General features: G+C 32.6%; 11 protein-coding genes. 5 read left to right on the top strand and 6 right to left on the bottom strand.

Annotation, left to right across the window (positions count from 1 at the left end; genetic code table 11):
- Positions 1-73: 73 nt before the first annotated feature.
- From AC5ZCW_RS20860 to dnaK, 6 genes are all read right to left on the bottom strand, one after another.
- On the bottom strand, positions 74-2,818 hold the full coding sequence (locus AC5ZCW_RS20860; RefSeq protein ID WP_496121564.1) for a helix-turn-helix and ligand-binding sensor domain-containing protein: 2,745 nt from the start codon (positions 2,816-2,818) through the stop codon (positions 74-76).
- A 103-nt stretch (positions 2,819-2,921) separates the two neighbouring features.
- Positions 2,922-3,344 carry a DUF3995 domain-containing protein gene (locus AC5ZCW_RS20855; RefSeq protein WP_496121563.1) on the bottom strand — a complete coding sequence of 141 codons (423 nt, stop codon included), beginning with the start codon at positions 3,342-3,344 and terminating at the stop codon, positions 2,922-2,924.
- 18 nt (positions 3,345-3,362) lie between these two features.
- Positions 3,363-4,547 (bottom strand): acetate/propionate family kinase, encoded by a 1,185-nt coding sequence (locus AC5ZCW_RS20850; protein ID WP_496121561.1) that lies wholly within the window; start codon positions 4,545-4,547, stop codon positions 3,363-3,365.
- A gap of 161 nt (positions 4,548-4,708) precedes the next feature.
- Positions 4,709-6,802, bottom strand: coding sequence for a phosphate acetyltransferase (gene pta, locus AC5ZCW_RS20845; RefSeq protein WP_496121560.1), 2,094 nt, complete (start codon positions 6,800-6,802; stop codon positions 4,709-4,711).
- A 67-nt stretch (positions 6,803-6,869) separates the two neighbouring features.
- Positions 6,870-7,943: a magnesium/cobalt transporter CorA gene (corA, locus tag AC5ZCW_RS20840; protein ID WP_177210064.1), complete on the bottom strand. Its 1,074-nt coding sequence runs from the start codon at positions 7,941-7,943 to the stop codon at positions 6,870-6,872.
- A 196-nt stretch (positions 7,944-8,139) separates the two neighbouring features.
- Positions 8,140-10,023 (bottom strand): molecular chaperone DnaK, encoded by a 1,884-nt coding sequence (dnaK, locus tag AC5ZCW_RS20835; RefSeq protein WP_177210065.1) that lies wholly within the window; start codon positions 10,021-10,023, stop codon positions 8,140-8,142.
- A gap of 283 nt (positions 10,024-10,306) precedes the next feature.
- On the opposite strand from dnaK, the gene AC5ZCW_RS20830 reads away from it, so the two are divergent.
- The 5 genes from AC5ZCW_RS20830 to AC5ZCW_RS20810 are packed head-to-tail and all read left to right on the top strand — an operon-like array spanning position 10,307 to position 13,387.
- On the top strand, positions 10,307-10,693 hold the full coding sequence (locus tag AC5ZCW_RS20830; RefSeq protein ID WP_496121559.1) for an RDD family protein: 387 nt from the start codon (positions 10,307-10,309) through the stop codon (positions 10,691-10,693).
- 25 nt (positions 10,694-10,718) lie between these two features.
- On the top strand, positions 10,719-11,996 hold the full coding sequence (locus AC5ZCW_RS20825; RefSeq protein WP_496121558.1) for a Na+/H+ antiporter: 1,278 nt from the start codon (positions 10,719-10,721) through the stop codon (positions 11,994-11,996).
- 44 nt (positions 11,997-12,040) lie between these two features.
- Entirely contained in the window at positions 12,041-12,508 is a 468-nt protein-coding gene (locus AC5ZCW_RS20820; RefSeq protein ID WP_496121557.1) for a hypothetical protein, read from the top strand.
- A 54-nt stretch (positions 12,509-12,562) separates the two neighbouring features.
- Positions 12,563-13,024 carry an SRPBCC family protein gene (locus AC5ZCW_RS20815; RefSeq protein ID WP_496121556.1) on the top strand — a complete coding sequence of 154 codons (462 nt, stop codon included), beginning with the start codon at positions 12,563-12,565 and terminating at the stop codon, positions 13,022-13,024.
- Positions 13,025-13,387 carry a hypothetical protein gene (locus tag AC5ZCW_RS20810; protein ID WP_343543466.1) on the top strand — a complete coding sequence of 121 codons (363 nt, stop codon included), beginning with the start codon at positions 13,025-13,027 and terminating at the stop codon, positions 13,385-13,387.
- Positions 13,388-13,467 lie beyond the last annotated feature (80 nt).

Raw genomic sequence — 13,467 nt, 5'->3', positions numbered from 1 at the left:
AGTAATGATGTATCGTAATTATATAAAAAATGATATGGAAAAATATAAATTCTGTAAAAAATAAAATGGAATCTTACAGAGTTAATAAAAACTTTGATAGGTTTTCGTCCTGAGTAAGGTTTAGCTTCTTTCTAAGACGATATCTGTGTAATTCTACACCTCTAAAAGAGATATTCATCATAGGAGCAATTTCTTTAGAAGAAAGGTTCATTTTAAGGTACACACATAGTTTAATATCCTTTGGAGTTAGATGCGGATATTTTTTTGATAAATTAATAATAAACTCATTATGAATTTGGTTCAAATTGGTCTCAAATGTTTCCCATTCGTGTTTATTTACTTCATTAATCTTTATTGCTTTTCTAATTTCATTTTTAAGTTTACTAAAGTCTTTTTCGTTTTCCAAAATACCTTGAATTTTATCAATCATTTCGGTTTGTTTTGCAATTGACAATGACTTACCAGCTACTTCTGAAGATTTCGCTTGTAATTCTAATTCTAAAATGTGTTTTTCGTATTCTTGGATATTAAGTTCGTTTTCTTTCTTCAATTCCATTTCAAGAATTTCTCTCTGATGTTTTAATTCCTCTGCCTGCAATTTCAGTTTTTGCATATAACGAAGTTTGTTCCATTTATAATAGAAAAATAAAACTGCTCCAACAACTAGAAAATATAAAAGAATCATCCAAAAAGAAAAATACCATGGTTCGGCAACTTTAAATTTATAAGACGAAACTTTTTCATAAGTTGCTCCATCGTGTTTATATATTTCTGTCGTATGATACCCGCTGCTTAAATTATTCAAAACAATCAATCCGTCTGAAATTGGAATAAAATCTTTTTCTTTATCTAGCTTGTAAAATAAATTAGGTTTACTTGCTCCGTAAATTCCAGAAATAACATTAATCTGCAATTCGGTATTGAATTTGATTTTCTCTTCATCAGGGATTAAAACATTATTGCTAAATGCTTCAACTTTTACTCCTGAATTTTGTTTATTTTCATATTGTAGTTTAAGAGATATAAATCCATCATCCAGATTAAACAAATAATAATTGTCTTTTTTGAAAATTCTTAGATTCTCATTAATCAATTTTCCTTTATAATATTTCTCCTGAATAATATTCCAGACAAACTTGTTTCCTTGAGCATAGATATGATATAAGATTCCGTTTTGCAAAACCATAAAATGATCTTCATCTATCGAAACAACATCTGTCACATTTCTGAAGTTTGCATTAAACAATTCATTTTCTTCCAATTTATTAGATATAGAATTGTACGTATACCAAGAGTTATTAATTAGAAAAAGTATTTCCTTTCTAAATTCAAAAATCTTTATTCCAAAATCGTTTTGTATTTTGCTTTGCTGTGTGACATTTTCAACTTTTAATGTATTATAATTGTCATCTAGCAAAACACGATATAAACCGCGATAATTATCGGCTGCCCAAATTTCATTCTTTTTGTTTTGAGCAACATACTTTATGGGTTTTGCCAGATCCTTGATAATCTTATAATGAGACATATTTGAAGGATCATCATAAACCAGAATACCACTATATGTAGATTGAAAATAAGCATTATTAATACTGCTTTTAGACATGTTCCAGCCACCGCTGACACCATTTATTTTCGTCAAAGTACCATTTTCGTATGAAAAAGTGCCGTCATTATGACCTATAATATATTTTCCGTCAATTAGAGAGATATTCCAACCCTGGCCTTGTGTATTAGGCATCATATTAAACTTTCCAGCACTGTACTCAAAAATCCCATGATTGGATGCAATTAAATATCCTTTATTAATTGTAGCCACAGCATATACAGATCCTAAAAGTCCTGAATTATCGTAAAAGAAAGAAATAGGAGAATTAACCTCAACATGTGCAATACCATTATCTAAACCAACCCACAAATCATTTTCTTTATCCAATCCTATACTGAGAACCGAATTGTTCATTAAAACATTATCGCGTTCGATATTTTTATAGGTGTTGTTTTTTAAATCTAAAATGAAAATTCCGCGATTTCCGGTTCCAATAATCAGCTTATCATTTTTAACAAATTTTGCCACATTGACGGTTGCCGCTTTTAAAGTTTCATTTATTGGATGTTCCCAGCTTCTTAGTCCATTTTTTTCTACAATAAAAACACCTTTTTTCTGCGTAAAAATATAAGTCGTGTTTTGAACCTTTTCGATAGCATGGACAACTGTATTTTTTAAAATATCCCATCCTTTTGGATTGGCAATATATTTACCGTTCATTTTGTAAATTCCATCCTTAACTGAAGCAACGTATAAATCTTTATCTACTCCAAAACAATACGAAATAAGAAAAGGGAATTTAATTTTCTTAATAGTTTTTCCGTTATAAATAAAAATGTCATTAAACGATTGAAAATAAAGTGAACCGTTAAACCTGAAAATTTTCCAAATTTCCTCATTATCTTTTTCATCAAATAATCTGAGATTTTTGGTAATCGAAACATAATGCATAGTGCCATCTTTTCTATACCAATAACCAAATTCTTTATAGGAACCAGAATATATTTTGTCTCCTTCAATCAGAATTGATCGAATAATTGTTTTGTTCGGAAGTGTATATTTTTCCCATTTTACCCCGTCGTAACGAAGCAAATAGTGGTTATTAGCAAAATACATGGCATTATCATTACCTTGTACAACATTCCAGATTTGATTATCTCCCTGATAATCAGATTTGCTATAATTTTCTACAAAGGGAAGTAATTCTTGTGCCTGAAGCTGTAAAGCGATGAAAAAGAAGAAAACGGATTTAAAAAGTATCGATTTCAAGATATTCGGATTTATACCTCAAAGATACTCACAAATATTTAATTATAAAGCCATAAAAAAGCTCCCTAAAAGGGAGCTGTCTTATAAATTTTAATTTAAAAACTTAGTTATTTAATTCTAGAACTAAAGTCAATATACCAATTAGCAAACATAATGGCGAATAATATTTTGTGTCATTAACACCAAACTGCGAACTTTTGTGTTTTTTAAAGAACCCAACATAGTTAAATTCTCCAATAGCCCTTAAAGTAAATATCGAAATTATGAGCCAAAACCCATATTTATCGATCCATACTGGTAAACTTAACTGTATAAATCCAAATTTTATCAAATATAGAACTCCAAAAAGCAAGGTCCCAACAGCCACAACAAAACTCGAAATTGGTCCTGGTGTAAAAAGCGGTGTTTCATCATCTTTTGTAGGAACAGCTTCCTTGCTTCCCCATTTTCCGCCAAAACCCCAATAAAAATGAATTCCTGAAATGGTGGCAAAAATTAAAAACAACAATAGCGAAATAATATTCATTTCAAATAATTTGGCAAATTAGTTATTTAACAACTGAAAAACCTGATTTGCAATTTCATATTCTTCATCAGTCGGAACTACCAAAACTTTTACTTTAGACTTCTCTGAGCTGATTTCTCTTAATTCTTTAGAACGAATTTGATTCTTTTCTGTATCAATTTCAATTCCGAAATAATCCATGTCTGTACAAATCAAATTACGCATATACGATGAGTTTTCTCCAATTCCTGCAGTAAAAACAATTGCATCTAATCCGTTTAGAGCTGCGACATAAGCCCCTATTGTTTTTCTAATTCTATAAGCATTCATTTGCAATGCCAAGAGACATTCTTTATTTCCTTTTTCGGCTTCACCTTCAATGTCACGCAAATCACTATAACCAGTAAGGCCAAGCATACCGCTTTGTTTCAATAAAACAGCATTTACCTCATCTGGAGTATAACCTAAATTTTTAATCATATAAAAAACAACAGACTGGTCAATATCTCCAGCGCGAGTTCCCATAATTAAGCCATTTGAAGGAGAAAATCCCATTGAAGTGTCAATACACTTTCCGTCTTTAACTGCGGCCATACTACAGCCATTTCCTAAGTGGATGGTAATTACTTTAGAATTATCTTTTAAGTATTTAATTGCCTTTTCAGAAACATATTTATGACTTGTTCCATGAAAACCGTAAACACGAACTTTATTTTCTGTCAAAAGGTAATTCGGAATTGCATATTTATATGCTACTTCTGGCATACTTTGATGAAAAGCAGTATCAAAAACAGCAATTTGTTCAGCCGAACTAAAAATTTCTTCTGCCACATTAATTCCTTCTAAATTGGCAGGATTGTGCAAAGGCGCCAATTCAAAAAGCTGTTTGATTTTTTCTTTAACTTTGTTATCAATTTTTACTGTTGCGCTAAAATCGCTTCCACCATGCACCACACGATGACCAACAGCAGCAATCTCTGAAGTAGACTTAATTACTCCTTTTTCAGGATCTAAAAGCATATTAGCCACTTTCTGCAAACCTATTTTGTGATTGGGAATTGGAAGTGTTTCTTCTCGTGAAGCAACAGCTGTTTTAAAAGTAATATTTGAAGTTTCTAAACCAATTCTGTCAATCATTCCAGAACAGATTACTTCGTTTTCTGGCATTATCATCAATTGGTATTTAATTGAAGAACTCCCTGAATTTATAATTAATATTTTCATTTTTTTAAGGTACTAAGATGCTAAGTTTCTAAGGTGCTGAGTTTTTTAAAGACTCAAGACTTTTTATTTTATATTTTTTATATCTCGAATTAAAATTGAAATAAAAGCAAATTTTTAAGGCAAAGTAGATTCATAATTTACCATTAGCAATTCACAATTATTTACATTCCTTGAGCCTGAATGGCTGTAATAACCACTGTATTGATTATGTCATCAACAGTACATCCTCGGCTTAGGTCATTTACTGGTTTATTTAAACCTTGTAACATTGGGCCAATTGCCAAAGCTCCTGTTTCTCTCTGAACGGCTTTGTAAGTATTATTTCCTGTATTTAAATCTGGGAAAATCAATACGCTGGCCTGTCCTGCGACTTCTGAATCTGGCATTTTGCTTTTTCCAACGCTTAAATCAACCGCAGCATCATACTGAATTGGGCCTTCAATTTTTAAGTCGGGTCTTTTTTCTTTTACAATTGCCGTTGCTGTTCTTACTTTGTCTACTTCATCTCCTTTTCCTGATGCCCCTGAAGAGTAAGAAAGCATAGCAATTTTTGGTTCAATTCCGAATGCTAAACTTGATTCTGCAGAAGAAATAGCGATTTCTGCCAATTGTTCAGCTGTTGGGTTTGGATTAATAGCGCAATCTCCAAAAACAGAAACTCGGTCTTCTAAACACATAAAGAATACAGAAGAAACTACAGATGAATTAGGTTTGGTTTTAATGAATTGTAGTGCTGGTAAAATTGTGTGCTGTGTAGTGTGAGCGGCTCCAGAAACCATTCCGTCTGCATGACCTTTGTACACCATCATGGTTCCGAAATACGAAACATCTTCCATTAAATCTCTTGCCATTGTAATACTTACGTTTTTAGCTTTTCTAAGCTCATAATACGTATTAGCATAATCCTCATACATTTCAGATTCGATAGGATTGATAATATTTACTTTAGAAAAATCAAATGTAAGTCCAAGTTCTGCGACTTTACTTTCGATTTGTTTTTTATCTCCAATGATTGAAATATCCACTACATCCATATCCAACAATCTTGACGCTGCTGTAATAATTCTGTCATCATTTCCTTCTGGCAACACAATATGTTTTCTATGCTGTTTGGCTCTTTTAACCATGTTATATTGAAACATTTTTGGCGTCATACCTTCCGGCTGAAAAGTAATTACTCTTTGCGATAAAGCTTCAATTTCGACGTATTTTTCAAAAGTATTAATTGAGGTTTCAATCTTGTGTGTATTGTTGGCGTAAATCTCCGATTTTATAGAGCCTATTTTATTTGTTATGTGGTAAGTTCCTCCATCTACAGCAATAATCGGAACAATAGCCGAAAGCCCTTCAATAAGCTTTAAAATACTTTCCTCTGGAACAATATTTCCTGTCAGGATAATTCCTGAAATCGTCGGATAATTTGCCGATTCATTAGCTTGTAAAGCTCCTAAAATAATATCAGAACGGTCTCCAGGAGTAATTACTAAAGCATTGTTATGCAAATGCACCAAATAATTATGAAGTTGCATTGCTCCAACACTGTAATGTCCGATTTCGTTATTCAGATAATTTTCTCCAAACAAAACTTTGGCATTCAATTCGTTTACAATTTCCTGCATGGTCGGATTATTCAAACTTGAAATAAGCGGAATTGTATTTATCAAAACATTGGAAGGCAAACTTTTCTGCAAGCTTTTTGTCACCAATTCAATATTTTCGGGCTGTACTTTATTAGCAAAAACAGATAAAACTTCAACCTCTTTTACTTTGAAAGAATCGTAAACCAAATACAGACTATCTAAAAGTTCTTCTAAAGTCTTACCAACTCCTGAACCTACAATTATGGTTGGAATTCCGAGATTTTTGGCAATCAAAACATTCAAATCTAATTCGATAGAAGTTCCTTCTCCCGTAAAGCTTGTTCCTTCAACCAAAACAAAATCAAAACGTTCTTCTAGTTTTTTATACTTCTCGATAATTAAATCTAGAACCTCTCCTATTTTCCCTTTGTTCTTTTTCTTAATTAATCTGCTTTTGGTAATAGCATAAGCATCTTCAAACGCAATATCAAGGTTAAAATACGACAAAACAGTCTCGATATGATTATCTACTTCACCATCCACAAAATCTTCGATTATAGGTCTAAAATACCCTACTTTGGCTGTTTTACCAATTAAGATGCTCATCAAACCGAGCGTAATAATTGATTTTCCACTATTATGGTCGCTAGTGGCAATATATATTGCTTTACTCATAATTATTTATATTTATTCTAAATAACAAAATTACATAAATCCTAATTCTTCACGACTGTAACAAACGTTAAAACCAGCGTCTTTTTTTGAAATAGATAATTAGGGCTATTACCAGCAGAAACATAATGCCCATGACCACAAAATAGCCGTTCTGGGTTTTAAGTTCTGGCATGTTTTCAAAGTTCATTCCGTACACTCCCACAATAAAAGTAAGCGGAATAAATATCGCTGAAATGATAGTCAACGTTTTCATGATTTCATTCATTTTTCGGCTTTGTTCCGAAAAATAAAAGTTTGAGGCACTTTCTAGTGCGCTCATATCCGATTCTACCTGTTCTAAAAGTTCCAGACTTTTTTGATGTAGCCTGATAAAGAAATTAAATGTTTCTTTCTGAATTAAGCCGTTTGATTCATCATCATCTTTAATTGTTTTTAGATAATAAAGTGAATCTCGAAGTGGCACAATGGAACGTTTTAAAAAATTAAAATTATCACGATGGTTTTCAATTTTTTCAAGAATAACAGGATGTGCCCCTTTTTTAGCCTGATTAATTAATTCTTCAATTTTATCTTCTTCATCTTCAATAGTAATATAGAAGTTTTCCATTACAGCATCAAGCAATAAATAAAGGAGATAATCTACTTTTTTAGTTCTAACAATTCCTGCGTGTGTGCGAAGACGCTCTCTGATATGCGTAAAAAAATCGCTTCGTTTTTCTTGAAAAGAGATTAGAAGTCCATCTTTCAAAATAAAACTGATTTGTTCTACACTAAGATTGTCCGAATACTCAGAAGGTAAAAGTGATTTTATATTGAAGAATAAAACGTTTTGCTGTTCTTCTAGCTTGGTTCTTTTGGTGGTATTTAATATATCGGCCAAAAGAAAATCATCAAGTTTAAAATGAGCACCAATCGTTTTAATAAGATCAATGTCATTTAAGCCATGAATATTAAGCCAATTGTTTTTAGTATAATCAAAACAAGAATTTAGAGCCAAGACGGTAAACTTATCGTATTCAATAACATCGGCATCATCGTATACAAAAAGCTGCATTTCGGTCTCATGCTCTTTATGTGAGCCTGTATACTCTAAAGTAATGTGTTGCAGCTTGCGTCCTTTCTTGTATTTGATCTTTCTCATTCATGAAAATTTACAATAGTAATATTACGAAAAAGATTCCGAACAGGAAATGACAATTATCAGTTTGTGAAAAACCTAGATTTGGACGAACTGTGGTGCGTATCTACGTTAATTGATACAAACAAAAAAACCGAGCCATTTCTGACTCGGTTTTCATATTCAATTGTAAAGACGCAATACGTCTTTACGGAGTAAATTATTTTACTTCTTCGAATTCAACGTCTTCAACGTTATCTCCAGAAGACTGCTCTTGTTGTGGAGCAGCTTGTTGTCCTTCACCTCCTTGAGCGTACATTGCTTCTGTAGCTGTTTTCCAAGCTGCATTAACATTGTCTAATCCTTTTTGGATTGCATCAAGATCTTGAGATTGGTGAGCCATTCTCAATTCAGTTAAAGCATATTCAATAGCTGTTTTTTGATCGTCTGTTAATTTATCTCCTAATTCTTTCAATTGAGATTCAGTTTGGAAGATAGTACTATCAGCTTCGTTCAATTTCTCAGCTCTTTCTTTTGCAATTCTGTCAGCATCAGCGTTAGCTTCAGCATCTTTTTTCATTTTTTCGATTTCTTCAGCTGTTAATCCAGAAGAAGCTTCGATACGAATATCGTGAGATTTTCCTGTTCCTTTGTCAGTTGCAGAAACTTTGATGATACCATTAGCATCGATATCGAAAGTTACTTCGATTTGAGGAACTCCTCTTGGTGCTGGTGGAATACCGTCTAAGTGGAAACGACCGATAGTTTTGTTATCAGCAGCCATCGCTCTTTCTCCTTGTAATACGTGGATTTCAACAGATGGTTGAGAATCAGCAGCAGTAGAGAATACTTGAGATTTTTTAGTTGGAATAGTTGTGTTAGACTCAATTAATTTAGTCAATACACCACCCATAGTTTCGATACCTAAAGAAAGAGGAGTTACGTCAAGTAACAATACATCTTTTACATCTCCAGATAAAACTCCACCTTGAATAGCAGCTCCAATAGCAACAACCTCATCAGGGTTAACACCTTTAGACGCTTTTTTACCGAAGAATTTTTCAACTTCGTCAGCGATTCTTGGCATACGAGTAGAACCTCCTACAAGGATTACTTCGTCGATATCAGATGTAGATAAACCTGCATCTTTTAATGCTTTAGCAACTGGCTCCATAGAACGTTTTACTAAAGAATCAGATAATTGCTCAAATTTAGCTCTAGTTAATTTTTTTACTAAGTGTTTTGGTCCAGAAGCAGTAGCAGTTACGTATGGTAAGTTGATTTCTGTTTCAGCAGAAGATGATAATTCAATCTTAGCTTTCTCAGCAGCTTCTTTCAAACGCTGTAATGACATTGGATCTAAACGTAAATCAATTCCTTCTTCAGTTTTGAATTCGTCAGCTAACCAGTCAATAATAACTTGGTCAAAATCATCACCACCTAAGTGAGTATCACCATTTGTAGATAATACTTCAAATACACCGTCTCCTAATTCAAGAACAGAGATATCAAAAGTACCTCCACCTAAATCGTAAACAGCAATTTTTTGATCAGTTCCTTTTTTATCTAATCCGTAAGCAAGTGCAGCAGCAGTTGGCTCGTTGATGATACGCATAACTTTAAGACCAGCGATTTCACCAGCTTCTTTTGTAGCCTGACGTTGCGCATCGTTAAAGTAAGCAGGAACAGTGATAACTGCCTCAGTAACTGTTTGACCTAAATAGTCTTCAGCAGTTTTTTTCATTTTTTGAAGTGTCATTGCAGACAATTCTTGTGGAGTGTATAAACGACCATCAATATCCACACGTGGCGTATTGTTGTCACCTTTTACAACACTGTAAGGAACTCTTTTTGCCTCTTCTGTAGTTTCAGCAAAAGTGTGTCCCATAAAACGTTTAATAGAAGCAATCGTTTTTGTAGGGTTAGTTACTGCTTGTCTTTTTGCAGGATCACCTACTTTAATTTCTCCACCTTCAACAAAAGCGATGATAGATGGTGTAGTTCTTTTTCCTTCTGCGTTAGGGATAACAACTGCTTCGTTACCTTCCATTACAGAAACACAAGAGTTCGTCGTACCTAAGTCAATTCCGATTATTTTACCCATTTTTTATATATTTAATTTTTGATTTTATTTTAATAACTCAGGTGGCATAAGTCAATCTTTGTGCCAATATAAAAAACCAAATAAAATTGTCAGTTTTGCGTCAGTGCCAAAAAAATCATCTGACAACATGACATTTTACATACCTGACAGATGTGGCATATTCCTTTTTAGGTGTCATTATTAGAACATTAAATAAGATAAAATATATTTTTCATTCGGGTTGATCAAAAATTTTTATCACTCCTGCATAAAAGAGAATTAATTATATTCGTTAAAAAAATCAATGAAAGAAAAATACCCTTTTTTATTAGAAAGAATACAATCTATTTTAATTGATTCAGTATTAATAATCGCTTGCATGATTATTTTTTCGGATATTTTATCCAATTTTAAAAATGTTCCTGATTGGCTAAGAGCTGTTTTATTGATAGCTTTATTTATGTATGAACCTATTGCAACAACTTTTGGAGGAACAATTGGAAACAATATTAAAAGCATTAGAATTAGAAAAAATTCAGACGAAACAAAATCAATAAATATTTTACAGGCAATAATTCGATATTCATTCAAATTATTATTAGGATGGCTTTCTTTTATATCTATTTTTTCAAGTTCAAAGAAAAGAGCAATTCATGACATTATCAGCGGAACTGTAGTGGTAAAAATCTAAAAACTAAATTTAGCGCATCAGCATAATGGAAAACTACACCATAATCATTTTCATATTAGCCATCGTTATCGGTATTTCTGCTTTTGCAGACAAAGCCAAACTTCCCTACCCGATTCTGCTCGTAATTGTTGGCGTTGCCATCGGATTTATTCCAACGATCAATGAAATCGAAATCAATCCCGAAATCATTTTTCTGATTTTTCTTCCTCCGCTCTTATATGATGCTTCTTTTAACATTTCGCCTAAACACTTCAAAACTAATATAGGTACAATTAGTTCACTAGCAATACCATTAGTTTTTTTCACTACTTTTTGGATTGCAGTCGTTTCTCATTATATGATTCCCGGCATGACATGGCCTTTATCATTTGTACTAGGGGCTGTACTTTCAGCTACCGATGCTGTCGCTGCCATAAACATTACAAAAGGACTTGGAATACCTCAAAAAACTTTAACTATACTTGAAGGCGAAAGCTTAATAAACGATGCCTCTGCTTTGGTTGCCTATCATTTTGCAGTTGCTGCCGTTATGGGCGCTACTTTTGTAATCTGGAAAGCCGCTTTTCAATTTGTTTTTTTATTGGGAGGAGGTTTTTTGGTAGGTGCGGTAATGGGGAAAGTATTAGGAATTATACTAAGAACGGTTAGAAACAACACTAATGTCGTTGTGAGTTTTATGCTTTTAATGCCCTTTGTGACCTATCTTGTCGCCGAGCATTTACACGTTTCTGGAGTTATAGCAGTTGTTTTCTTAGGTTTGGCAATGGCCCGTTTAAGCAGTAAAGTTTTTCCAGAGCACTTAAAAAACAGTTCTAAAAGCCTTTGGGATGTTATTATCTTTTTACTCAACGGATTAATTTTTATCTTAATCGGACTAAATTTCAGATACGTTTTAGAAGATATAGAAAATGACATGATTTTGCCGTATATTGGTTATGCCGTAATAATAACAATTGTAGCATTGCTAACAAGAATGGTCAGAATATTTCTTCAAAAAATAAACCTTCAGAAAGCTTTTAGAAATAACGACAAGAAAAAGCGAAAAGTAAGCGAAAATGCTCTTCTCGACTTCGGAAACAGCTTAATTATAAGCTGGTCAGGAATGCGCGGCATTGTTTCGCTTGCCATTGCAATTGGATTGCCAAAATTTTTAGAAGACGGAACGCCATTTCCGCTTAGAAATGCTATTATTTTCATTTCTATTGCAGTTGTACTTCTTACTTTAATTGGCCAAGGATTAACACTCCCATGGATTGTCAAAAAAATAAACAAGATAGAAGAGAAAAGACAGCTTAAAAATTAAACTCAAAATATATCTAACCAATCGATCTATACCAAAAACAAACCATGGAACAAGAATTAAAAAGCAATTTTGATGAATTTGAAAAACCAGAAATAATAAGACGCAAGCTTTTGCCTTGGTGGATAAAAGTTTTCTGCTGGATTTTTATGTTTATGGCTATATGTGCAATAGGTTCCCTTATTACAAATCTTTTTGTTCCTAATGTAAATTTATCTCTTTACGGATTCTCAACCGATACCGCTTATTCTGGAACTGGAATTTTTATAATTTCTATCATGCTTCTTAAAGGATTTGCAGCATATTCTCTTTGGTTTGAAAAGCCCAACGCCATTATGATTGCCAAAATAGATGCCATTGTTGGAATTGCAATATGCATTGCTTCTCTTTTCATACTTCCTTTTAGTGCAGGAAAAGATCATTTTTCTTTTAGACTAGAAATTCTGCTATTAATTCCATATTTCATGAAAATAAATAAAATCGAATACGAATGGGACAATCTTGAAAGTATTTAAAAATAGACGTAATTTTATAACCGTGAATTTTTGTTTAATTTAAAACTTAAAAAAATGACTTCAGAGATTCTTTCGACAACCCCAGATTCAGAAATTGTTACCACACGTATTTTGAATTTCCCTCAAGAACTAGTTTTTAAAGCATGGAGCAATCCTGAACATTTGAAAAATTGGTGGGGACCAAAAGGTTTTACCAATACATTTCATGAATTTGATTTTCGCGAAGGCGGAATATGGAAATTTACCATGCATGGTCCAGAAAGAGGAAATTTTGAAAATGAGTGTGAATTCATAAAAATTGACAAACCCAATCTTATTGCATGGAAACGTCATTCTAAACCGCTTTTTCAGATTCTGACAACATTTGAAGCCATTTCTGAAAAGGAAACCAAAGTAGTTTTCAAAATGCTTTTTGAAACCGAAGCAGAATGCCAGAAGCTCAAACAATATGTAGTCGACAAAAACGAGGAGAATTTTGATAAATTGGAGGTAGAATTATCGAAGATGAAAATTTAAATGAACTACACTATATTTCTTGATAATAAAAAAATTGGCACCTGCAATCTTGAAAATGCAGATGCTCCTATGGGAGTTGTATCTGGAAAAATTACCTTTGTAAGCGAAAATTTCAATTATAATTTCTTCACAGAGTACTGTAAAAAGAATTCAATTAAAGCAGAAAAACATCCAGAAAATCTGCTTATTTCAACTCAAACTATTCCTAATCTAAAAGTTTATAATGAAAGTAGTAAAGAAATAAAAGGAATTGGTTGCTATATTGCTGGAATGGATTCAGAACATTATGAAATAGCTATTATTGGAATTTCTTATCCGTTTTACGAAGAAGAATTTCCACATCATGTAAATGAGTACAAATAACAATAAAAAAATATGCACGCATAGTAATTTTATAATTTTCTTTTATTTTTTATTCGTAATTTCGATTTCTCATTAAAATT

Source organism: Flavobacterium sp. PLA-DH12, from assembly GCF_059511845.1.
Note: the sequence above shows the minus strand (reverse complement) of the source record. Positions and strands in the feature narration are given on the sequence as shown.

Bases quoted from the DNA above. Each gene is read 5' to 3' on its own strand.
- AC5ZCW_RS20825 (WP_496121558.1), top strand. From the start codon at position 10,719: ATGGAAAACTACACCATAATCATTTTCATATTAGCCATCGTTATCGGT.
- AC5ZCW_RS20850 (WP_496121561.1), bottom strand. From the start codon at position 4,547: ATGAAAATATTAATTATAAATTCAGGGAGTTCTTCAATTAAATACCAA.
- AC5ZCW_RS20855 (WP_496121563.1), bottom strand. From the start codon at position 3,344: ATGAATATTATTTCGCTATTGTTGTTTTTAATTTTTGCCACCATTTCA.
- pta (WP_496121560.1), bottom strand. From the start codon at position 6,802: ATGAGTAAAGCAATATATATTGCCACTAGCGACCATAATAGTGGAAAA.
- dnaK (WP_177210065.1), bottom strand. From the start codon at position 10,023: ATGGGTAAAATAATCGGAATTGACTTAGGTACGACGAACTCTTGTGTT.
- AC5ZCW_RS20815 (WP_496121556.1), top strand. From the start codon at position 12,563: ATGACTTCAGAGATTCTTTCGACAACCCCAGATTCAGAAATTGTTACC.
- AC5ZCW_RS20830 (WP_496121559.1), top strand. From the start codon at position 10,307: ATGAAAGAAAAATACCCTTTTTTATTAGAAAGAATACAATCTATTTTA.
- AC5ZCW_RS20810 (WP_343543466.1), top strand. From the start codon at position 13,025: ATGAACTACACTATATTTCTTGATAATAAAAAAATTGGCACCTGCAAT.
- AC5ZCW_RS20820 (WP_496121557.1), top strand. From the start codon at position 12,041: ATGGAACAAGAATTAAAAAGCAATTTTGATGAATTTGAAAAACCAGAA.
- corA (WP_177210064.1), bottom strand. From the start codon at position 7,943: ATGAGAAAGATCAAATACAAGAAAGGACGCAAGCTGCAACACATTACT.